This is a genomic window from Jatrophihabitans fulvus, assembly GCF_054781375.1.
In genome coordinates this window covers 253,191-274,270 of sequence record NZ_BAAGUN010000001.1, presented here as the reverse complement: position 1 = coordinate 274,270, position 21,080 = coordinate 253,191, and the positions used below count along the sequence as shown (strand labels likewise).

The window sequence follows — 21,080 nt, the reverse complement described above, 5'->3', positions numbered from 1 at the left end:
GGTGCGGACCCGGAGCCTGTGGTTGCGTTGGACCGTCCGCGATCTGCGTCGTCGGTGGCCGCAGGTGTTCGCGATCGCGCTGGTCATCGCGCTCGGCACCGGCACGTACGCGGGGCTGTTGTCGACCGGCGCGTGGCGGACGCAGTCGAACGACGCGAGCTTCGGACGTCTGCACGTGCACGACCTGCGGGTCGCGCTGGGCGAGGGCGCCACCGTGCCGGAGGGGACGCTCGCGCGGCTGGCGCGCGGCCTGCCGCACGCGGCGGCACTCACCGGCGTGCGGGAGCGGTTGGTCGTGCCGACGCAGGTCGACGCGGGCCACGGCGTGCTCGTCGCGGGGCAGGTCGTCGGCTCCGCCGGCGGCGACGGCGCCGCCGTCGACACGGTGTCCCGTTCCGCCGGCCGCGCGTTGACACCGCAGGACGACGGCCGTGCGACGGTCGTGCTCGAACGACAGTTCGCCACGCAGAACCACCTCTCCGACGTGGGTCGGCTGCGCCTGTCCGGTGGCACTCCCACCCGGTACGTCGGCCTCGGACAGTCGCCGGAGTACTTCATCGTCTCGGGCCAGCAGGACGCGATGCCGTTCCTGTCGCAGAAGTCGTTCGCCGTGCTGTTCACCTCGCTGCACAGCGCCCAGCAATTGACGGCCTCGCCCGCGCGGGTGAACGACCTGGTGCTCACGGTGCGTTCCTCGGCGGTGGCGGCGGTGCGGGCCGACCTGCGGCGCGTGCTGTCCGCCGACCGGTCGGTGCCCAGCGCCTCGGTGACCGGCCGCGACGACATCGACGCCTATCGGGTGCTGTACGACGACATCCAGGGCGACGAGCAGCTGTGGCGGGTCATCGCGCTGCTCGTCCTCGCCGGCGCCGCGTTCGCGACCTTCAACCTCACGAGCCGGGTCGTCGAGGCCCAGCGTCGCGAGATCGGTGTGGGAATGGCGCTCGGGGTGCCGCCGCGGACACTGGCGATCCGGCCGCTGCTGTTCGGTGCCGAGATCGCCCTCATCGGGGTCGCGGCCGGCGTCGGCGTGGGCGCGCTGATCGGCGTCCCGTTGCGCGCGATGTTCACCGACGTGCTGCCGTTGCCGGTGTGGCGCACCCCGTTCCAGTGGGGCACGTTCGCCCAGGCCGGGGCGCTGGGCCTCGTGCTGCCGTTGCTGGCGGTCGGCTGGCCGGTGTGGCGCGCGGTACGGGTCGAACCGGTCGAGGCGATCCGCGTGGGCGCCTTGAGCGGGCGCGGTTCGGGCCTGGCCCGGCTCGCCCGTCACGTCCCCGGTCGCGGGTACCGCAGGATGCCGGTGCGCAGCGTGCTGCGCACTCCCCGCCGCACCCTGCTCACGACGCTCGGCGTCGCCGCCGTGATCGCCACCCTGGTGACCATGCTCGGCTTCCTCGACTCGTTCCGCGCGACCCTGGACACCTCCGAGGACGATCTGCTGCGCGCGGCGCCCGACCGCGTGACGGTGTCGCTCCGGTCACCCGAAGCGGTGGACGGCCCCGCGGTGAAGGCCGTTCGCGCCCTGCCGCAGGTGGCTCGCGCCGAGCCCGGCCTGCGGGTCGCCGCGGTGGCGAGGTCGGGTGGTCGCTCCGTCCCGGTGCTCGCCGAGACGCTCGGGCCGGCTGCGCCCTGGCGTCCCGAGATCGTGGCCGGAACGGCGACCGGCGGCATCGTCCTGGCACGCAAAGCCGCCTCGGACCTCCACGTCCACGTCGCCGGGACCGTCGAACTCGAGCACCCGCGGCTGACGCCGGAAGGGTTGCGGACGGTCGTCTCACCCGTCCGCGTCGCCGGGATCACGCCGAACCCCATGCGCGCCTTCGCCTATCTCGACCTGCGGACGGCGCGCCGTCTCGGCCTCACGGGCGCGGCCAACCTGCTGACGGTGATCCCGGCCGCGCACGCCAGCGCGTCGGCAGTGCAGCGGGCGCTGCTCGGCGTCGCTCAGGTCGCGGCCGCCCAGTCGGTCCGGACGACGACGGCGGACATGCGCGACAGCCTGCGCCAGTTCGTCGGCATCCTCACCGTGACAGCGGCGGTCACGCTGCTGCTCGCGCTGCTCATCGCTTTCAACACCTCGAGCATCGGCATGGACGAGCGCGCGCGGGAGCACGCGACGATGCTCGCGTTCGGGCTGCCGACCCGGGCGGTGCTCGGACTCGCGGTGGTCGAGAGCGCCATCCTCGGCGTGCTCGCCACCGTGGTGGGCGTCGTCGGCGGTTACCTGCTGCTGGTGTGGCTGACCTCGACCACCGTGGCGCAGGTGCTGCCGGAGATCGGGGTCGAGGCGTCGCTGGCCGCCGGCACACCCGCCATCGCGTTCGGGTTGGGGGTGCTCACGGTCGGGGCCGCGCCGCTGCTGCACGCCCGCGCGATGCGGCGGCTCGACATTCCCGCCACGCTGCGGGTGGTGGAGTGACACCTTCCCAGGTCGTTGGACGGACCCGGGTGCGGCGCTCCCGGTCGACGTCCCCGACCCGACGGGTCCGGTGCCTCTGCGGCCACGCGCCGTCCTGCGGCAGCGTCGGTCCGGTCGGTCGGCCCACACCCTCAGGAGAAGCCATGACCAAGGTGTCGAAGCAGTCCGCCTCGTCGCACATCGGGTTGCCCGGTTTCAACGACGCCTGCGAACAGGACGTCGACGGATGGAACGTGAGCAGCGAGGCACAGTCCACCGAGATGGACCTCGCGCCCTTCTTCCGGGGCGCACCGCAGGACCTGTGTCAGGCCCGGCACCTCGGCTACGTCATCCGCGGTCGGTTCGGGGTGCGGTGGCCCGACGGGCGGGAGGAGATCTTCGAGGCCGGCGACGCGTTCGTGATCACGCCGGGTCACACACCGTTGATGTTCGAGGACAGCGAGTACGTCGCGTTCACGCCGGCGGACGAGGCGCACGAACAGCAGCGCGTCGTCCTGCCTGACATCGTGCGGTACGCCCAGGACCACGGCATCGCACTCCCCGAGTGGGCCGCGCGTGCGTGAACCGGACGGGACGGCGCGCAGGTGCCGCGCCCGCAGGCGGCGCGGCGCGTTCTACGAGTGGACCTGGCCCCGCCCCGAGGTCACGGTCGACGGCAGGCAGCTGCGCGGTCCCGTGCTCTATCACCCGTTCGAGACCTTCCGCACGATCCATCTCGCCACCGCCCAGCGGGTGCGGGCGGTCCTGCCGTCGGCGGACCTCGAACCGGTGCTGTGGTGGGACGGCCGGGCTGCCGTCGTCGTGGCGGCGATGCGCTACCGGGAGATCACGGTGCGCGACGTGCGCGAAGGTCCGGTGCTCGTCGAACCGTACGGCGAGGTGATGGTCGGTGCGCTCGTCACCCGCGGTCGCCGGCCGCGCCCGCTGGCCGCCCTGCTGCCCGACGTGACCGGGGTGGGCGTCTTCGTCCTCGACCTGCCGGTGACCACGACCGAGGCGCGCGATCTCGGCCGCTCGCTGTGGGGGCTGCCGAAGTACGTCGCCGACATGGAGTTCCACGACGGTGCCGAGACGCGCGTGGTGCGGCTGGCCGAGGCCGGGAAGGAGATCCTGCGGTTGTCAATCCAGCCCGGCGGCCGGGTCGTGCGTTCGGAGGAGGTGGTCACGCTCTACAGCGTGCGGGGCACCGACCTGGTCGAGACGGTGATGCCGTGGCGCGGGTGGTACCGGCGCCGGTGGGGCGGGGCCGCCGGGCAACTCGTCGTCGGCAGCGACCATCCCACCGCCGACCGGCTCGCGCGCCTCGACGTGGCGCGCCGTCCGCTCGTGGCACTGGACTTCCTCGACGCGCGGGCGATCCTGCCGGGCGGCACCACCATCGGCACCGCCCGGCCCTACGCCGGGCACGTCGCAGGTCGCGAGGACGCGTCTCTGACCGTCACGTTCCCGGGCCTGTGGAGCCCGGTCCGCGAGGCCGTCATCGGCCCTGGCTCTGCGTGGCCCGGCGCTGACGTTCGATCTCCCGAGCGATCTCCTCGGGTGTGAAGTCGTCGCCCCGCCACACGTCCCACGCGTTCATCACCAACCCGATGCCCCAGCCGAAGATCGGGAACATGGGCCAGAAGAAGCCGTCACCGGTCACGGCCCAGACGACGGTGAGGAACGAGTTCACCAGGACGTAGATGAGCACGTGCGCGCCGAGGTCGCGCTTCTTCTTCAGACGCGCCCGCGCACGGGCCTCCTCGTCCTGCGGCGTCGGGCCGATGCTGCTGCTGTCGAGTGCCATGAGCGCCTCCCGCGATCGAGGTGCACCCAGTCGACCGCCGCGCCGGCGCTCGCACACGGGCCGTCCGACCCGCGCCGGTGGTGACCGCGTCACCCGCCGCCGGGACCGCGGTGACCCCTTGCCGGCCCGTGCGCCCGACGCCCTCACGCCTGCGCAGCTCGATAGCGGAGGCCCTGGGTGACGAAGGCGGCAGCCGCGACGACGGCCGCGAGGAACACGAAGACCGACGGGACGAACACGGCGAGCACGATCAGGCCCGCCGTGAGCAGGCCGAGCACAAGCAGTCCGAGCAATGTGGGCGCGTCGGCCCCGGGGTCGCCGGCCGGGTTTCTGTTGTTGTTCGTCACGGACGATCGCGTACCCGGCCCGCAGCACGCGCTGCGGGGTTCGCACGACGCACGTCGTCGGGTGGTGCCGCGGAGCGAGAACCGAGGCGCACCGGGACGTTAGTCCCGACGTCGCCCGGGTATCCCTGGGGCGAGGCAGCTCGGTGCCGTCCCACAGGGGAAGACACCGACCACGGACGGGGTTCACCACGTCCGGTGGCCGCGCGAGGCTCGTCGATCGGGGGGTCGTGGGCTGACGCGCGGCTGCCTGACAACTTCCCGACGCGACCCGGGCAACGGGTTCGGCTCACGCCGACAATCGGCGCCTGGGCCGCGCTCCCAGATGGCGCAACGCCTCGTGCGGCAGCGGTGGGCGGCCGAGCGGATTGGCCTCCGTCACCAGTGCGAACGATTCGGTGATGTTGCGCAGGTTGATCAGCGCGGCACCTTCGACCGGCCAGTGGTCGGCGCTCTCGGACGCGCCGGCGGCCGCCAGCCCCCGGACGGTCTCGCGCACGGCGGCGAGGCGCTCGGCGTCCGCCGCCTGGATCGCCTCCCCCGCCTCGCGCAACGCGGCCGTCCACTGCCTGCGGAAGGTCGGGCCGACGCCGTCCTCGCCCAGGGCGATGGTGCGAGCCAGGCTGCGTGACTCGGCGACGCCTTGTTCGAGACGGACGAGCAGTCGATGCCATTCGCGGGGGTCGCGCAACCCGCGGGCCGAGCGGCGCGGGTTCATGCGAGCGCTCTCGCGGGCCTGCCGCACCATGGCCCAGGCCTCGTCCAGTTCGTCGTCGAGCTCACGGGTGCGGTCGATCCACCCGTGCACCTCGGCGGCCACCTCGTCCCGCTCGAGGCCGGCGGCCATGTCGACCAGCAGGTCGCCCACCTGGTCGTCGATCGCGTCGATGGCCGCGACGGTGCTGCGACGCAGCAGCGGCGGCCACACCAGCAGGTTCACGAGCAGCCCGACACCCACCCCGATGCCGGTGTCGACGAGACGGTCGACGAGCAGCACGTGCTGCGTCGACGAGCCGGTCGTGAGCACGATCAGCGCGGTGGCCGCGGCGGAGGTGAGGTCCGACCCGATCCACGGCAGCGCGCCCACGAGCAGTCCGGCGCCCACGGCCACGGCCACCGGGAGCGCCCCGAGCCCGAGGGTGGTGCCCACCGCCCAGGCGATGAGGACTCCGGCCACCGCTCCGACGACCTGCCGCACACCGGTCGAGAACGTGCGGTACACGGTGGCCTGCACGACGAGGATGGCCGACCACGGGGCGAGGAAGCTCTGCGAGAGCCCGAGCACGTCGGCCACGAGCACCCAGGCGACGACGGCCGCGACCACGATCTTGACCGCCTGGGTGACCCGGCTCCATGCCACCGGGTCGCGCAGCTTCTCGATGACGTCCGGTGACCGCATCACGTCAGTGTGTCCACCAGGAGCCCGGCTCACGCCGCACCGCGACGACGACCCACGGCGGACGGGTGGGAACCGGCCCGGCCAGGCCAGGCCAGCGGGCATCCGTGATCGGTACCAATTCGCATCCGGCGATTGCGAAGCGTCTTGCGAACAGCGTCCCGCGTTGCGTCCGTCCTTCGTACGCTCGATCGATGGACGACGGACGGGGGTTTCCGTTGCGCGGCACCGATCCCTTGACGGCCCGGGAGGTCGAGGTGCTGCGCGTCCTGCGCTTGGGCCTCACCAACCACGAGATCGCCGAGTTGTTGCACATCTCCTCACGGACGGTCGAGAGCCATGTCGCCTCCCTGCTGCGCAAGCTCGGCGCGCGCAACCGGCGCCACCTCGCCCAGTTCTCACCGGCGTCCGGCCCGACCGCTGGACCACGCGAACCGGTCGAGATCGCCGACCTCGACCCGGACGGCGTCATCGTGCGCGTCAATCGCCCGTGGGAGCGCTTCTGCGTCGAGAACGGTGGCGATCCCGTCCGGTGCGGCGCGGGGGTCTCGTACCTGCAGCAGTGCGCCCGTGGTGACGACGGCCGCTCCGTCACCGTCGCGACCTACATCCGCATCGCCGCGCGAGGCGGCGCGTTCGTGCCCCTGCAGACCCGTATCGCGTGCCACAGCCCGTCCGAACGCCGGTGGTTCGACCTGCTGATCACGTCGCGCATCGACGACGACGGACGGTGCGTCGGCACGCGTGTGTCGTTGCGCCGCACCCACCGTGCCGACGCGACGGCCGCGCTGGTCACCGGGTGAGCGTGCCGCTCACCCCACGTGCGGGAACTCGTACTCCTCGTCGTTCGAGATCGCCTTCGCGTAGGCGACGAGTTCCGCGTCCGGAAGGCTGACACCGATCCGCCGCAGGGCGAGTACGGCCTGGGGCATGACGTCCTCGAACGGCTCGCCGGTGTGCCGGTCGCGCAGGTCGGCGTCGACCTTGCCGACCCGTGACGACGCCTGCGAGAAGATCGACCCGCCACCGCCGACATTCATGTTGAACACCATGACGCCAGCATCGCACGGGCTCCGGCGACGCGGCGGCGTCCGCGGATCACCGTTCGAGGTAGCGGCCCAGCTGGTCGAGCAGCCCGCGCGTGCCCCCCTCGCGGCTCGGCACGTCGCTGTGGAAGCGGTCGAAGAAGACACCGTGCTCGATGTGGGTGAACCGGGTGCCGTCGGCGACGGGCTCGAACTCGAGCGTCGCGATCGAGGTCGACATGTGGTCGCCGTCGAGCCACATGTCGTACGTCGTGACGATGCGGTCGTGCTCGACGATGTCGGTGTAGGTCGCCACGTAACGCGTGACCGGGCCGTCGTGGAACTTTCCCTCGGCGACGTCGCGTCCGCCGACCCGGAAGTCGAAGGACCACTCGCGCGGCTCGATCGCGTCGCCGGCACCCCACCAGGCGAGCTTCTCCTGCTCGTCGGCGAAGGCGGCCCAGACGCGCTCGACGGGGGCCGGGTAGTCGCGGGTGAGCTCGAAGCCGGCCCGCGCGATGCGTCGCTGCATCGTCCTACCGCTCGAACGTGACGTGGACGGTGCCGCTCTCGGACACCTCGGACGTGACCTTGTGCGTGGTGTCGATGTGCACGCCGTTCCACAGGCTGCCGCCGGCGCCGAGCAGCACCGGTGCGACGGCCACGTGCAACCGGTCGACGAGCCCGGCCCGCAGGTACTCGCGCGCGACGATCACCCCGCCGCCCACGCGGACGTCCGCGGCTCCGGCTGCGGCCCGCGCCTCGGCGAGCACGTCCTCGACGGGCGCGCTGCGGAAATGGAAGACGGTGCCGTTGTCGAACGCGATCGGTTCGCGTGGCGCGCCGTGCGTCAGCACGAAGACCGGGCAGGCGAACGGCGGCTCGTCGCCCCACCAGCCCTTCCACTCGGAATCGTCGGGGAACGCGTGCAACCCGAACATCCCGGCGCCCATGATCTCGGCGCCGACGCCCTCGAAGAAGGAGACCGCGTAGGCGTCGTCGAGTCCCGTGGTCCCCGTCCCGCTGGTGTCGCCGAGTCGGGCACGGAAGGTTCGCGTACTCACCCAGGCCGCGGTGAGACGGTCCCAGCCCTCCCCCATCGGGTGGCTCGCGGTCGGCTCGCCGGAGGCGAACCCGTCGAGCGAGACGTTGAGGTCGATGCGGACGCGGGTCATGTCAGCTCTCCTGGGTCGTGGGGGTGCGGGTGAGGTGGAGGCCGAGCCGGTCGGCCCGGTGCTCGGCGGGCGTGCGCTGCTCGCCGAGCCAGAGATGCAGCACGTCGAGACCGCCCGGACGCAGGCTGACGGTGCGCACGCGCCCGTGTTTCTCGGACGTGATCAGCCCTGCCTTCTCGAGCACCGACAGGTGCTGGAGGAACGACGGCAGCGCCATGCCGAAGGGAGCCGCGAGCTCCGAGACGACGGCCGGCTCCGTGGCCAGCCGCTCGACGACGGCCCGACGCGTCGGGTCGGCGAGCGCGCGCAGCACCGCGTCCACCGTCTCCGAATAGTTAGGCATGCGCCTAACTATTGCCGGGGTCGACCACGTCTGTCAACGGCAGGCCGGCCCTCGGCGTCGAACCGCCGCAGCAGGGTGAACGCGCGCGGCGACGGCCCGTGCCGGCGCAGGTACGTCAACCGGGCCAGGGCGCGGTCGGCCGTCGGCATCGCGTCTCGCACCCACCACAGCGCGGTGGACGGTTGCGGCACCGACTCGAACCACGCGGTGCGGCGCAGCAGCGCCCGGCCGTGCGCGCTGTGGTAGACGAACGCGTGCAGGGCCGCGTAGTCCCTCCACGCCGACACGCTGACGACGCGCAGCGGGTCGTCGGCGTGCACGACCGGGTGACCCCGTCCGGCCGTCTCGAGCTGCCACACGAAGCCGTCGCTGTGCCGAGCCGTCGCCGCCACGACCGAGAAGGCGTTCGCGAAGCCGGCCATGGACGGGTGGTCCACGGGCGCGCGCATGCGCGACTCGGTGACGTGCGCGAGAACCGCGACGCCGTGACGACCCGTCAGGCGGCCATCACCGCCGCCGGGTCGACCGGGGTGTCGGCCGGGCGGCGCCGCACGAAGAGGGCCGGCACCAGACAGAGACCCACGAGGATCGTCGACACCAGGAAGATGCCGCCGAACGACTGCCCCATGAAGTGCAGGCCCTGCTCGACGACCGGTTTCGCCTGCTGCTCGGTGAGACCCAACTGCTCGAGCACGGCCTGCCGCTTCTCGCCACCGCCCGCGTTCTGCAGGGCCAGGGTCGGGCCGACGACGTCCGCGTGCGCGTTGTAGGCGTTGGTGAGCAGTACCGAGAACAGCGCCGTGCCGATCGAGATCGCGATCTGCTGCGTGATGTTCATGAGCGTCGAGCCGCGGGCCACCTCGTGCTGCCTGAGGCTGGCGAGGGCCGCCGTGAACACCGGCATCATCGTCGCGCCCATGCCCAGACCCATCACGACGAAGGCGGTGATGATGTAGCCGTAGGACGTCTGCTCGTCGGTGCCGATCAACATGCCCATGCCGACCGTGTCGAAGACGAGGCCGGTGAGCACGACCTTGCCGGGGCCGATCTTGTCGGCGAGGAATCCCGCCAGCGGCATGGTGAGCATCGCGCCGAAGCCCTGCGGCGCGACGAGCCAGCCCGAGCTGAGCGGCGACTCACCGCGCACCTGCTGGAAGTAGAGCGTGAACAGCAGGCTGGCACCGAAGAACGCCATCGCGAACAAGGTCATCGTCAGGACCGCGACGGTGACGTGGCGGTTCGCGAACAGCCGCAGCTGCACCAGCGGATGGATGTTGCGCTTGCGCAGCGCCCACCAGACGAACGCCGCCACGAGGACGAGGCCGATGACGGTCGTCGACACCACGGTGCCGGTGAAGACCGTGCCGTGCTCCTGCTTCGCGGCCGGGATGGACGACACCCCGTACAGCGTGAGCGCGAGGCCGGGCGAGAGCAGCGCCATGCCGACGAAGTCGAAGCTCTCGGACGGGTGCACCTCGTCCTTGTCGAGCACCAGGTAGGCGTACACGACGGCGCCGATGCCGATCGGCACGTTGATGAGGAAGATCCAGTGCCACGAGGCGATGTCGATCAGCCAGCCACCGAGGATCGGCCCGAAGATCGGGCCCAGCAGCATCGGCACCCCGAGGATGGACATCACCCGGCCCAGCCGTTCCGGACCGGCGGCGTGGGTCAGGATCGTCATGCCCAGCGGCATGAGCATGCCGCCGCCGAGGCCCTGCACGACCCGGAAGAACACCAGCATCTCGAGGTTCTGCGCCATGGAGCAGAGCGCGGACCCGGCCGTGAACAGGGCGATCGCGAGGATGTACAGCCGCTTGCTGCCGAACCGGTCGGCGGCCCACCCGGTCAGCGGGATGACGGTGGCGAGCGCCAGGGTGTAGGCCGTCGCCGTCCACGCGACCTGCGCCTGCGTCTTGCCGAAGATCTCCTGGAAGGTGCGCTGCGCGACGGCCACGACGGTGATGTCGAGGATCGACATGATGGCGCCGAGGACGATGACCCCGGCGATGACCATGACGCGCTTGTCGAGTCGGTTGTCGGTGGGCGTGCCGGCGGAGGGCGGGGCTGCGTCGTCCGGGGCCGGGTTCTGGACCTCGAGGCTCATGCGCGGCAGCTTAGGGGCGGCCTGTGACAACGGGACAGACGATTCGGCCGTCGCCCGTCACGTCATGTCCGGGTGCTCTCGAAGCGTCGATGTGCCTCGGTCAGCGTGTGCCAGAGCCGCGTCCGCGACGCGTCCGGCATGGCCTCGAAGCGAAGCCCGAAGACCTCGTCGAGGCGCGCGAACCAGTCCTGCTTCCCGGTCACCGCACGGGCCGTGACGGCATCGTGCCCGACCCGCGACCACATGAGCGCGCGGGCGATGTCGACGCCGCCGGCATCGCGGCGCTGCGCCACCGGGGTGCGCACGAAACCCGACTCGGCCGACCCGGAGAGCCAGGCGTGCCTCGATGCGAAGTCGGACGGGGACGCCGGCGCGAGCGTCCACGTCATCGTGCGGAACGAGCCGGACGGGTCGTGCGTGAAGCACCAGCCGTCGCCGTCCGTCCGCCCGAGGACGAAGCGGAACGGACCCTGCGGGTGGTCGCCCGGCACGAGCGGCAGCGGGTCGTGCAGCGCATCACCCAGGCCGGCGTCGACGTACCAGCGCCCGTCCGGGTTGTCGTCGGACGGGAGCCCGGAGACCGTCAGCGCGAGGTGGTTCGCGTGGTCGTCCGGCGACGGCGTCTCGCCGTGCACGGAGCCGACGTGGCCGCGCACGTCGAACCCGAGGGACGTCAGCAGCAGCGCCAGCGCCCCGTTGAGGTGGTAACAGTAACCGCCTCGGCCCTCGTGGGCGATGCGCGCCGCCGCGGCGGACGGGTCGACCGTCCACTGCTCGCCGGCGGCGATCCAGAAGGTCTCGTACGGCACCCGCTCGACGTGGCGACGGGCGATCTCGCGCAGCAGCCCCACGGACGGCGGGGCGGCCTCGACGCCGAGCCGCCCGAGATACGCGTCGCGCACCCCGGTGTCCAGTTCGTCCGAGTACCCGTTCATGCGCCCTCCCCGAGCCGCGCCCATCGTGGCACCACGCACCGACGACGAGGTGCGATGCTCACGCGGTGATGAGTTCCGGGCGCCACCGCCGTCACATCTGACATGACCACCGACACCGAGAACCTGACCACCCTCGAGGAACACGACTTCGTCGCGCGCGTCGAACGGCACCGCCGCGAGCTGCACGTGCACTGCTACCGCCTGCTCGGCTCGTTCGACGACGCGGAGGACCTCGTGCAGGAGTCGTTCCTGCGCGCCTGGCGCCGCCGCGACACGTACGCGGGACGCGCGTCCGTCCGCGCGTGGCTGTACCGCATCGCCACGAACGCCTGCCTCGACGCGCTGGACAAGCGGCCCCGCCGGCCGACGGCGGACGGCGAGATCCTGTGGCTGCAGCCCTACCCGGACGAGCTGCTCGCGCAGCTGCCCGACCACCGCGAGGGACCGGAGGACATCGCGCTGACCCGCGAGACGGTCGAGCTCGCGTTCGTCACCGCGATCCAGCACCTCGCCCCGCTGCCGCGCGCGGTCGTGGTGCTGCGCGACGTGCTCGGGTGTTCGGCGAAGGACACCGCCGACCTGCTGGAGACGACGGTGGCGTCGGTGAACTCCGCGCTGCAGCGCGCCCGCGCCGGGATGCGCGACGCGCTGCCGGACGACCGCACCGAGTGGCGTGCCGAGCCGTCCGCGGCGGAGCGGGACCTGCTGGCGCGCTACGTCGACTGCACCGAGCGGGTCGACCTCGACGGTCTCGCCGCGCTCGTGCACGAGGACGTCCGCTTCTCGATGCCACCGATCCCCGGCACGTGGGAGGGCAAGGACGCGGTCGTGCGCTGCTGGGACGAGGGCGGTTTCGGCAGCGAGGCGTTCGGCAGCGTGCGGACCCTGCCGACGAGGGCGAACGGGCACCCCGCGTTCGGCGTGTACGTGCGGGTCCCGGGCGACGAGGAGTACCGGGCGCTGACCCTGGAGGCCGTGCGGTTCCGGGACGGCGCGGTCGCCGACATCGTCAACTTCGACCGGGGGCTCTTCACCCGCTTCGGGCTGCCCATGACCCTCGGGGCGGGTCAGCCGGGCGTCGCCGTCCCGTAGATCGCCGGGAGCCAGACGGCGAGCAGGACGTCGACGACGGACCGCTCCTTGACGGCGGGCTGCTCGCCGGTGAAGGTCGCGGCGAGCACCCGCTCGTTCATGAGATTGAGCGCGATCGCCAGTTCGCGCGCCGGCGGCCCGGACGGGGCGGCGCCGCGCCGGCGTTCGGCGCGGATGACGTCGGCGCACTGGTCGATCCAGCGTTCCATCGTGGTGGCCCACTGCGCGCGCAATTCGGGGCTGGACGCCTGCGCGGCCACCGCGGCGGCGACGACGGCGCGGTGGCGGGCGAAGACGTCGACGATGTTGCCGATGACGGCGCGCCACGAGCGGACGGGATCGGCGGCGAAGTCGAGGGTCAGCTCGGCACGATTCGCCTCGTCGACCACGCGGTCGAGCAGGCTGAGCACCACCGCTTCCTTCGAGGCGAAGTAGAAGTAGAACGTCGGCCGCGACAGCCCCGCACCCTTGGCGAGATCGTCGACGGAGAAGCCGTCGAACCCGCGCTCGCGCAGCAGCGTCTCTGCGGTGGCGAGGATGGCGCGTTCCCGCTCCTCCCCCGACACTCGAGGCGCTCGGCGCCCCCGGGAGACAGCGGTCATGCCGCGACCGTACCCGGTGTCGATCCGGTCGACATGGTGTCGAGAGTCTCGACACACACTGCCGACGGAACGTTGAACTACTCGACAGGGTGTCGATAGCGTCGGGTCATCCGAACGAGGGAGTTCCGCCGTGACCGACCACGTCGACGTGCTGATCGTGGGTGCCGGGCTGTCCGGCATCGGCGCCGCGTGCCACCTGCGCCGCGAATGCCCCGACAAGAGCTTCGTGATCCTCGAGTCGCGCGACGCCATCGGCGGCACGTGGGACCTGTTCCGTTATCCCGGCATCAGGTCCGACTCGGACATGTTCACGCTCGGCTACTCGTTCAAGCCATGGACGGACGGCAAGTCGATCGCCGACGGCCCCGCGATCCTCGAATACGTCCGTGAGGCGGCCCGCGAGAACGACGTCGAACGGCACATCCGCTTCGGCCACCGCGTGCAGCGCATCGAGTGGTCGTCCGACACCGCGCGGTGGACCGTGACCAGCACGGTCGGTGACACGACCACGACCATGACCGCGTCGTTCGTGTCGGTGTGCGCGGGCTACTACCGCTACGACGAGGGCTTCACGCCCGAGTTCCCCGGACGGGACGACTTCGCCGGGCAGATCGTGCACCCGCAGCACTGGCCCGAGGACCTCGACCACGCCGGCAAGCGCGTGGTCGTGATCGGCAGCGGCGCGACGGCCGTGACCCTGCTACCGGCCCTCGTGCAGGGTGACGACGCCGCCGAGCACGTGACGATGCTGCAGCGCTCCCCCACCTACATCTCGGCCGTACCGTCCCGCGACAAGCTCGCCGACCGGCTGCGGCGGGTGCTGCCCGAGCAGCTCGCCTACGACGTCGTCCGCTGGAAGAACGTGCTGACCGGCGTGGGCATCTACCAGCTGAGCCGTCGCCGTCCGGAGTTCGTCAAGGGCTTCCTGAAGAAGAAGGCCGCCGAGAAGCTGCCGACCGGCTTCGACGTCGACACCCATCTCTCCCCGTCGTACGACCCGTGGGACCAGCGGCTGTGCGCGACACCGGGTGGCGAGCTGTGGCGTGCCATCCGCGCCGGCAGGAACGACATCGTCACCGACCGCATCGAGCGATTCACAGAGAAGGGCATCCTGCTCTCGTCCGGGCGGGAACTGCCCGCGGACATCATCGTCACCGCCACCGGCCTGAACCTGCTGGTCGTCGGCGGCATGCAGGTGGTCGTCGACGGCGAGCCGGTCGAGCTGAACGAGACGCTCGCCTACAAGGGCATGATGCTCAGCGGCGTGCCGAACTTCGCGCTGACCGTCGGGTACACGAACGCGTCGTGGACGTTGAAGGCCGACCTCGTCGCCCGCTACGTCTGCCGGCTGCTGAAGCACATGGACGAGCACGGGTACGACACCGTCGTGCCGGAGCGTCCGAGCGACCTCGCCGATGACGAGCTCGCACCGCTGATCGACCTGCAGGCGGGGTACGTGCTGCGCAGCGCCGACCGGCTGCCGAAGCAAGGCCCGCAGAAACCGTGGCGGCTGCACCAGAACTACCTGCGCGACATCGGCCTCATGCGCCACGGTTCGCTCACCGACGGCGTGCGCTTCGGCAGCACCAAGACCCCCGTCACGGTCTGAGAGAGGGACGACATGGCCACCATGCGAGCCGAGCGCTTCGACACCGCCACCCGGACGGTGTCCGTCCGGGACGTGCCGATCCCCGAACCCGGCCCGGGCGAGGTGCTGATCAAGGTCGCCTACTGCGGCATCTGCCACTCGGACCTCAGCCTCATCGACGGCACCTTCGGCTCGCCACTGCCCGAGATCACGCAAGGGCACGAGGCGTCCGGCGTCATCGCCGCACTCGGCGAGGGCGTCACCGACTGGCAGATCGGCGATCGGGTCATCCCGGCCGCGGGCCGTCCTGATTTCACGTGTCCCGAGTGCAAGCTGGCCAACTTCAGCAACTGCCTGAACCTGCAGTTGATGGCGTTCCAGTACGACGGCGCGTGGGCCGAGTACACGACCGCGCTCGCGCTGTCGTTGACGCGCGTGCCCGACAACGTGTCGATGCAGCAGGCGGCGATCCTCGCCGACGCGGTCGCCACCCCGTACGGCGCCGTCGTCAACACCGGCAGGGTGCAGGTCGGCGAGTCGGTCGGCGTCTGGGGGCTCGGCGGCATCGGCACCCACATCGTGCAGATCGCACGGCTCGTCGGCGCCACGCCGATCATCGCGCTCGACCTGATCCCCGAGGTGCGCGAGCGCGCGCTCGAGCTCGGCGCCGACCATGCGCTCGACCCGACCGACCCGGCCACGCCCGGCCGCATCCGCGAGCTGACCGGTGGTCGCGGGCTCGACGCCGCCTTCGACGCCGTCGGCATCCCGGCCACCTTCGACCAGGCCCGCTGGACGGTGCGGGTCGGCGGTCGGCTCGTCGTCGTCGGCATGAGCAACCAGAGCGTCGATCTGGGCGACACGATGACGCTCGGCCTCGCGCGCGTCGCCATCCTCGGTCACCTCGGCTACCGCAACGAGGACATCGCCACGCTCGCGAAGCTGGTGTCCAGCGGGCGGCTCGACCTGTCCCGGTCGGTCAGTGACGTCGTGTCGCTCGAGGACGTCGCCGAGGGCATCCGGCGTCTCGACCAGCACGAGGGCAACCCGATCCGCATTCTCGTGCGCCCCGGCGACGACGTGGACTAACATCCCACTCCCCGCCGGGAGGAGCCGCTCGTGTCGCAGGTCGTCGACTTCAAGGACGTGTCCGCCGAGGGCCTCGAGTCGTCACCGCATGCGGACGCCCTCGCCGGGCTGCGCGCGAACGAGGCGCGCTACTGGAAGAACAAGTACGACCACGACTTCGTCGTCGAGTCGGCGGACGACGCCCCGGAGATCGTCGAGTACGTGCACCGGGTCCTCAAGGACGAGCGCGACCTCGAGATCGCGTCGCGTCCGCTGCAGGTGTCGCGGTTCGAGGTCGACGGATTGCGGATGTCGTTCGTGATCTACGAATCGGGCCTGATCGTCAACGTCATGTACGCGGTCGACCCCGGCGGCAAGCGTGCCGTTGGCTTCAAGCTGTCGGACGGCATGGACGTCCCCGACGAACTCGAGGGACGTTTCAAGTTCGCCCGGCAGAGGTCGAAGCTCGCGGGCACGATCCGCGGGTCCTACTTCGTGATCAAGGGCGAGCACTGAGCGGCACGATGGGTACGACGTCCGCATGACCGACCCGACCCCGGACGTCCCCGTCGATCCCATGGACGACGACTCGCTGCGCCCCGACCCGCCGTCCGAGCCCGACGCCGTCGAGGCGGCCGAGCGGATGAACGACCCCGACGGCGCCCACCCGGGCGTGTCCGACCAGACCGCGACCTCGGCGGGCGACGACGCCGTGCCGGAACTGCCGCAGTAGTCCGCTCGCGCCGGGTTACCCCGTCCGGCCGGTCGGGGACCCACCCGGCATGAGGATCGGATACTTCCTGTCGTGCGAGGAGTACGGCCCGCAGGCCCTGATCGACCAGGCGAAGCAGGCGGAGGCGGCGGGCTTCGAGGCGTTGTGGATCTCTGACCACTTCCACCCGTGGAACGACGAGCAGGGCAACAGCCCGTTCGTCTGGTCGATGATCGGCGCGGTGTCGCAGGTGACGTCCCTGCCCGTCGAGACGGCGGTGACGTGCCCGACGGTGCGCGTGCACCCGGCGATCGTCGCGCAGGCCGCGGCCACCAGCGCGGTGCTGACCGGCGGCCGCTTCAGCCTCGGCATCGGCAGCGGCGAAGCGCTCAACGAGCACGTGACCGGTGCCCGCTGGCCGGACACCGACGTGCGGCTCGACATGCTGCGCGAGTCGGTCGAGGTCATGCGCAAGCTGTGGACAGGGCAGTTCGTCGACCACCACGGCGCGCACTACGACGTCGAGAACGCGCGCATCTACACCCTCCCGGACGAACCGCCGCCGATCATGATCAGCGGCTTCGGCCCGAAGGCGGCGCGGCTCGCGGGCGAGATCGGCGACGGCTTCGTGACCATCCCGCCCGACCACGACATGATCAGGACGTTCCGCGAGGCGGGCGGTGAAGGCAAGCCGGTGCACGCCGGTTACAAGGTCTGCTGGTCCGAGGACGACCAGACCGCGCTGCAGACCGCGCACGCGCTGTGGCCCAACGACGCGTTGCCCGGCGAGCTCGCGCAGGTGCTGTCGAGCCCGAAGCACTTCGAGCAGGCCGCGCAGCTCGTCACGCAGCAGCACATCGCCGACTCGATCGCCTACGGCAACGACGTCGACCGGCACGTCGAGGCGTTCCGTCCCTACGCGGACGCCGGAGTCGATGCCGTCTACATCCAGCAGATGGGCGGCGCACGTCCGGGCACGAACGCCGAGGGATTCTTCGAGTACTACCGCGACACGGTGCTGCCCCGGCTGCGTGAGATCGCCTGACTCACCGCAGCGGCGGCAGCGGCCCGGACGGCCGCAGCACCGCGTCGAACAGGTCGCCCTTCTCGGCGATGCGGGCACCGATCGTCCGGATGGTGAAGCCGTCCGGCCATAGGGTTGGATCGTCCAACTCATCCCAGTCGACCGGCGCCGAGACGGGGGCGCCGGCAGCGGCGCGGGGGCTGTACGGCGCGACGAGGGTCTTGTTGATCGCGTTCTGGGTGTAGTCGAGGCGGGCGAGGCCGGCGCGGTCGTCCTTCTGCCACTTCCAGCTGACGAGCTCGGGCACGACGCCTCCGACGGCGTGCGACAGCTGGTCGACCCAGGCGCGGGTCTCGTCGAAGGACGGCCCGACCGGGATCGGGATCCAGATCTGGATGCCGCGCTGCCCGGTCACCTTGGGGCGGCCGCGGACCCCCACGTGATCGAGAGCGGTGCGGTGCAGCCGGGCGAGCACGAGCAAGTCGTCCCACGACGTGCTCCCACCCGGGTCGAGGTCGATCAGGGCGTACGTGGGGTGCTGCGGGTCGTCGACCCGCGAGGTCCACGCGTGCCATTCGAGCGCGCCGAAGTTGGCCGCCCAGACGAGCGCGGCCGGTTCGTCGACGACGAGATAGGTGTGCGTCTCGTCCTCGTCCGCGTCGGGGTTGCGCCAGCGCGGAACCCAGTCGGGAGCGTGGGTGGGCAGTTCCTTGTGCCAGAAACCCGCCGTGTCGGCACCTCCCGGAAAGCGGTGCATGTTCAGGGCGCGCCGCTTCAGGTACGGCAGCACGACGGGCGCGATCTCGGCGGCGTAGCGCAGCAGGTCCCGCTTCGTGACCGGCTTCTCCCGGCCGCGCGGGGGGAACAGCACCTCGTCGAGGTTGGTCACCTTCAGTTCCCGACCGAAGACGTGCCATGTGCCCGACGCGCCGAACGCGTCGAGCTCGGCGAAGGCCTCGTCCGGCGCCGGCGGGGTCGCGGTCGCCCGCAGCGGGACGGACGCGTGCGCGGCAGGCAGGTCACTGCGCCAGAGCCGGTCGGGGTCGGCCTTGACCTCGTCGTTCGTCCGCCCGGTCAGCACCGAACGCGGGTGTTCCTCCGGGTCCCATCCGTCGACGGCGAAGTCGTCGTGCTTGTGCAGCAGCAGCCAGCTCTCCGTCCCGCCCCTGTCGCCGCGGGTGCGGACGAGGACGAACTCCCCGCGCAGCTTCTCGCCGTCGAGCACCATGTGCAGTTCGCCGTTGCGCACGGCGGCGTCGGGATCGGCCACCTCGTCGGGCTTGACCGGCGCCCAGGTGCCGGCGTCCCACACGATGACGTCCCCGCCGCCGTACTCCCCGGCCGGGATGACGCCTTCGAAGTCGTAGTAGTCGAGCGGGTGGTCCTCGACGTGGTACGCGCCGCGGCGCACGGACGGGTCGAGCGTCGGCCCCTTGGGGACGGCCCAGCTGACGAGCACGCCGTCGATCTCGAGACGGAAGTCGTAGTGCAGCCGCCGCGCCCGGTGCCGCTGCACGACGAACCGCCGCACGGTGCCGTCCGCCGCCGCGGTCTCCCCGGAGGGCTCCTCCGTCCGGGTGAAGTCACGCTTGGCGCGGTAGCGCTCCAGACGCTCGGAGGCCTGCTTGCGCGGCGGCACGGACCTCAGGCCGCCTCGGCGGCACCCTGGATGCCCTCGCGCCGTGCCCACACCTGCTGCGGCGGGGCGGCGATGTCGACACTGCGCTCGATCGTCGTCATGCGTTCGGGGTACCCGTCACGCGCGGTGGCGCTGCTTGAGATGTCGTGAGAACGCCCGCTCGATCTCCCGTTGCGCCTCGCGCTCGGCGAGGTCGTGACGCCGGTCCCACGTCTTCTTGCCCCGCACCAGCGCGAGCTCGACCTTGACCCGTCCATCGGAGAAGTACAGCGAGAGCGGAACCATCGACAGCCCGCTCTCCCTGACCCGCAGCTCCCAGTCGAGGATCTCGCGGCGGTGCAGCAGCAGCTTGCGGGTGCGGCGCACGGCGTGATTCGTCCAGCTGCCGGCGGCGTACTCGGCGATGTACAGCGAGTGCAGCCACATCTCGTGGTCGTCGACGATCGCGAACGCGTCGACGAGAGACGCCCGGCCGTGGCGCAGGCTCTTCACCTCGTTGCCGACGAGCGCGATGCCGGCCTCGACGGTGTCGAGCACGGTGTAGAGGTGCCGGGCGCGCTTGTTCGTGGCGATCGCCTTCCGCCCGCGCTCCTTCACCACGACCAGAACTCTAGGCATGACCGCCCCCGCCGTCGGGGGGTCGGGACCCCCTGTTCCGAAATCTGTAATACACGCGGAACTGCGTGTATTACAGATTTCGACAACAGGGGTGTCGGGCCCGGCCGTCACGTCCAGTACAGGACCCGCGCGCCGGGCAGCGTGGCCGCGAGCGCCTCGTCGAACCAGCCGCGCAGCTCACGCATGACCGGCGCCGGGTAGACGTACTTGCGGCCGCCGAATTTCGACCGCTTGACGGCGCGGTTGTCCTCGTCGAGGTCGAGCTTGGTGTTCGGGTACCAACTCAGCAGCTGCGTGCGGCTCGACTCGGTGAAGCGATGAGTGATCAGTTCGACGGTCAGGTCGACGTCGAGCCCGGCGACCGTGCTGCGCACATCGCGCAGCAGCTGCGCGTACTCCTCCCGCCACCCGGGCAGCGGCATCACGGGCGCGATGGTGAGACCGACGGGGTACCCGTCCGCGGCGAGGGCCCGCAACGCTACGAGCCGGGCGGGCACGGGAGCCGTCCCGCCCTCGAACCGGCGGGCGACGGCGGCCGAGTTGACCGAGAACCGGACGCGGGTCCGTCCGCCGTGGGGCAGACCGACGAGCGGCGCGACGTCGTCGAACTTGGTGGTGAACCGCAGGCCGGTGCCGTCGCCGTAGGCCCCGGTGCCGACTCGGGTGACGGCTTCGGTCAGCGACGCCGTGAGGTGCTCGAGCCCGAGCGGGTCGGTGTAGCAGGACAGTTCGAACGTGGTGCCCTCGTGGCCGCGACGGACGTCGCCGGTGGTCACGTTGCCCTGCCCGGCGAGCGTGGCGATCGGCGCCAGCACGTCGTCGAGATTCGCGTGCACCCTCGTCAGCGGCGGTCCGGTGAGCGAGCCCGCGAGGTAGCAGTACTGGCAGTGCGCGGGGCACCCCTTCGCGAGGTCGAGCCGCCAGTCGGCGGACGGCGGGATGGGCTGCGGCTTCAGCGCGCTCGGCGGCGCGACGACCACGGCGAGCGTCTGCTTGGCCCGCGCGTACACCTCGCGCTCCGACCCGCGGACGGGCGGCAGCCGGTCGGCGTCCAGCAGGCGGATGTCCTCGATGCCCGCGGCCTCGCAGCGCTCGACGATGCGCCGCCCGTGCGGGAGTTCCGCGGCCGACCGGGTGACGAGCACGTGCTTCGGCGTCCACAGCCGGGACGAGGACATCACATCAGCGGGCATACCCGCACGACACG

Annotated in this window: 24 protein-coding genes; 10 read left to right on the top strand and 14 right to left on the bottom strand. The window is 71.5% G+C overall.

Annotated features, from left to right (window positions below; genetic code table 11):
- Window position 1: 1 nt before the first annotated feature.
- The 3 genes from ACYVP9_RS01340 (at window position 2) to ACYVP9_RS01330 (ending at window position 3,964) form a co-directional block, all read left to right on the top strand.
- Complete coding sequence (locus ACYVP9_RS01340) at window positions 2-2,419, top strand: ABC transporter permease (protein ID WP_460602885.1); 2,418 nt, start codon at window positions 2-4, stop codon at window positions 2,417-2,419.
- A gap of 143 nt (window positions 2,420-2,562) precedes the next feature.
- Window positions 2,563-2,982: a cupin domain-containing protein gene (locus ACYVP9_RS01335; protein ID WP_460602884.1), complete on the top strand. Its 420-nt coding sequence runs from the start codon at window positions 2,563-2,565 to the stop codon at window positions 2,980-2,982.
- On the top strand, window positions 2,975-3,964 hold the full coding sequence (locus ACYVP9_RS01330) for an acetoacetate decarboxylase family protein (protein WP_460602883.1): 990 nt from the start codon (window positions 2,975-2,977) through the stop codon (window positions 3,962-3,964). Before ACYVP9_RS01335 ends, ACYVP9_RS01330 begins: the two co-directional genes overlap by 8 nt.
- On the opposite strand, the gene ACYVP9_RS01325 is transcribed toward ACYVP9_RS01330, so the two are convergent.
- The 3 genes from ACYVP9_RS01325 to ACYVP9_RS01315 all read right to left on the bottom strand — a co-directional run bounded on the left by ACYVP9_RS01325 (window position 3,897) and on the right by ACYVP9_RS01315 (window position 5,948).
- Window positions 3,897-4,205: a 2TM domain-containing protein gene (locus ACYVP9_RS01325; RefSeq protein ID WP_460602882.1), complete on the bottom strand. Its 309-nt coding sequence runs from the start codon at window positions 4,203-4,205 to the stop codon at window positions 3,897-3,899. The two genes, ACYVP9_RS01330 and ACYVP9_RS01325, sit on opposite strands and share 68 nt — an antisense overlap.
- A gap of 143 nt (window positions 4,206-4,348) precedes the next feature.
- Window positions 4,349-4,552: a hypothetical protein gene (locus ACYVP9_RS01320; protein ID WP_460602881.1), complete on the bottom strand. Its 204-nt coding sequence runs from the start codon at window positions 4,550-4,552 to the stop codon at window positions 4,349-4,351.
- Window positions 4,553-4,838: 286 nt separating this feature from the next.
- Window positions 4,839-5,948, bottom strand: a complete 1,110-nt coding sequence (locus ACYVP9_RS01315; protein ID WP_460602880.1) for an FUSC family protein — start codon at window positions 5,946-5,948, stop codon at window positions 4,839-4,841.
- A gap of 191 nt (window positions 5,949-6,139) precedes the next feature.
- Here ACYVP9_RS01315 and ACYVP9_RS01310 point away from each other — a divergent pair, with 191 nt between their 5' ends.
- On the top strand, window positions 6,140-6,748 hold the full coding sequence (locus ACYVP9_RS01310) for a helix-turn-helix domain-containing protein (protein ID WP_460602879.1): 609 nt from the start codon (window positions 6,140-6,142) through the stop codon (window positions 6,746-6,748).
- A gap of 9 nt (window positions 6,749-6,757) precedes the next feature.
- Here the strand turns inward: ACYVP9_RS01310 and ACYVP9_RS01305 are convergent, their stop codons facing one another.
- The 7 genes from ACYVP9_RS01305 to ACYVP9_RS01275 all read right to left on the bottom strand — a co-directional run bounded on the left by ACYVP9_RS01305 (window position 6,758) and on the right by ACYVP9_RS01275 (window position 11,530).
- Window positions 6,758-6,997: a hypothetical protein gene (locus ACYVP9_RS01305; protein WP_460602878.1), complete on the bottom strand. Its 240-nt coding sequence runs from the start codon at window positions 6,995-6,997 to the stop codon at window positions 6,758-6,760.
- A gap of 46 nt (window positions 6,998-7,043) precedes the next feature.
- Entirely contained in the window at window positions 7,044-7,502 is a 459-nt protein-coding gene (locus ACYVP9_RS01300; protein WP_460602877.1) for an SRPBCC family protein, read from the bottom strand.
- 4 nt (window positions 7,503-7,506) lie between these two features.
- Window positions 7,507-8,145, bottom strand: a complete 639-nt coding sequence (locus ACYVP9_RS01295; protein WP_460602876.1) for a dihydrofolate reductase family protein — start codon at window positions 8,143-8,145, stop codon at window positions 7,507-7,509.
- Between the two features lies 1 nt (window position 8,146).
- Window positions 8,147-8,488, bottom strand: a complete 342-nt coding sequence (locus ACYVP9_RS01290) for an ArsR/SmtB family transcription factor (protein ID WP_460602875.1) — start codon at window positions 8,486-8,488, stop codon at window positions 8,147-8,149.
- Between the two features lie 8 nt (window positions 8,489-8,496).
- Window positions 8,497-8,988 carry a DUF3291 domain-containing protein gene (locus tag ACYVP9_RS01285; RefSeq protein WP_460604262.1) on the bottom strand — a complete coding sequence of 164 codons (492 nt, stop codon included), beginning with the start codon at window positions 8,986-8,988 and terminating at the stop codon, window positions 8,497-8,499.
- Window positions 8,985-10,595: a DHA2 family efflux MFS transporter permease subunit gene (locus ACYVP9_RS01280; protein WP_460602874.1), complete on the bottom strand. Its 1,611-nt coding sequence runs from the start codon at window positions 10,593-10,595 to the stop codon at window positions 8,985-8,987. Before ACYVP9_RS01280 ends, ACYVP9_RS01285 begins: the two co-directional genes overlap by 4 nt.
- Window positions 10,596-10,657: 62 nt before the next feature.
- Window positions 10,658-11,530, bottom strand: a complete 873-nt coding sequence (locus tag ACYVP9_RS01275; protein WP_460602873.1) for an arylamine N-acetyltransferase family protein — start codon at window positions 11,528-11,530, stop codon at window positions 10,658-10,660.
- Between the two features lie 102 nt (window positions 11,531-11,632).
- Between ACYVP9_RS01275 and ACYVP9_RS01270 the strand changes: the two genes are divergently transcribed.
- Window positions 11,633-12,622, top strand: coding sequence for a sigma-70 family RNA polymerase sigma factor family protein (locus tag ACYVP9_RS01270; protein WP_460602872.1), 990 nt, complete (start codon window positions 11,633-11,635; stop codon window positions 12,620-12,622).
- Here the strand turns inward: ACYVP9_RS01270 and ACYVP9_RS01265 are convergent.
- Window positions 12,598-13,224: a TetR/AcrR family transcriptional regulator gene (locus ACYVP9_RS01265; protein ID WP_460602871.1), complete on the bottom strand. Its 627-nt coding sequence runs from the start codon at window positions 13,222-13,224 to the stop codon at window positions 12,598-12,600. The two genes, ACYVP9_RS01270 and ACYVP9_RS01265, sit on opposite strands and share 25 nt — an antisense overlap.
- A 130-nt stretch (window positions 13,225-13,354) precedes the next feature.
- On the opposite strand from ACYVP9_RS01265, the gene ACYVP9_RS01260 reads away from it, so the two are divergent.
- The 5 genes from ACYVP9_RS01260 to ACYVP9_RS01240 are packed head-to-tail and all read left to right on the top strand — an operon-like array spanning window position 13,355 to window position 17,637.
- A complete protein-coding gene (locus ACYVP9_RS01260) occupies window positions 13,355-14,833 on the top strand; it encodes a flavin-containing monooxygenase (protein WP_460602870.1) in 1,479 nt (492 codons plus the stop codon).
- Between the two features lie 12 nt (window positions 14,834-14,845).
- On the top strand, window positions 14,846-15,901 hold the full coding sequence (locus ACYVP9_RS01255) for a zinc-binding dehydrogenase (protein ID WP_460602869.1): 1,056 nt from the start codon (window positions 14,846-14,848) through the stop codon (window positions 15,899-15,901).
- Window positions 15,902-15,931: 30 nt separating this feature from the next.
- Window positions 15,932-16,396, top strand: a complete 465-nt coding sequence (locus tag ACYVP9_RS01250) for a phage tail protein (protein ID WP_460602868.1) — start codon at window positions 15,932-15,934, stop codon at window positions 16,394-16,396.
- A gap of 25 nt (window positions 16,397-16,421) precedes the next feature.
- Window positions 16,422-16,613 (top strand): hypothetical protein, encoded by a 192-nt coding sequence (locus ACYVP9_RS01245; protein ID WP_460602867.1) that lies wholly within the window; start codon window positions 16,422-16,424, stop codon window positions 16,611-16,613.
- Between the two features lie 49 nt (window positions 16,614-16,662).
- Window positions 16,663-17,637, top strand: a complete 975-nt coding sequence (locus ACYVP9_RS01240) for an LLM class oxidoreductase (protein ID WP_460602866.1) — start codon at window positions 16,663-16,665, stop codon at window positions 17,635-17,637.
- A gap of 1 nt (window position 17,638) precedes the next feature.
- On the opposite strand, the gene ACYVP9_RS01235 is transcribed toward ACYVP9_RS01240, so the two are convergent.
- The 3 genes from ACYVP9_RS01235 to ACYVP9_RS01225 all read right to left on the bottom strand — a co-directional run bounded on the left by ACYVP9_RS01235 (window position 17,639) and on the right by ACYVP9_RS01225 (window position 21,066).
- A complete protein-coding gene (locus tag ACYVP9_RS01235) occupies window positions 17,639-19,255 on the bottom strand; it encodes a DNA polymerase domain-containing protein (RefSeq protein ID WP_460602865.1) in 1,617 nt (538 codons plus the stop codon).
- Between the two features lie 117 nt (window positions 19,256-19,372).
- Window positions 19,373-19,873 carry an SsrA-binding protein gene (gene smpB / locus ACYVP9_RS01230; protein WP_460602864.1) on the bottom strand — a complete coding sequence of 167 codons (501 nt, stop codon included), beginning with the start codon at window positions 19,871-19,873 and terminating at the stop codon, window positions 19,373-19,375.
- A 107-nt stretch (window positions 19,874-19,980) separates the two neighbouring features.
- Entirely contained in the window at window positions 19,981-21,066 is a 1,086-nt protein-coding gene (locus ACYVP9_RS01225) for a spore photoproduct lyase family protein (RefSeq protein WP_460602863.1), read from the bottom strand.
- Between the last annotated feature and the right edge of the window lie 14 nt (window positions 21,067-21,080).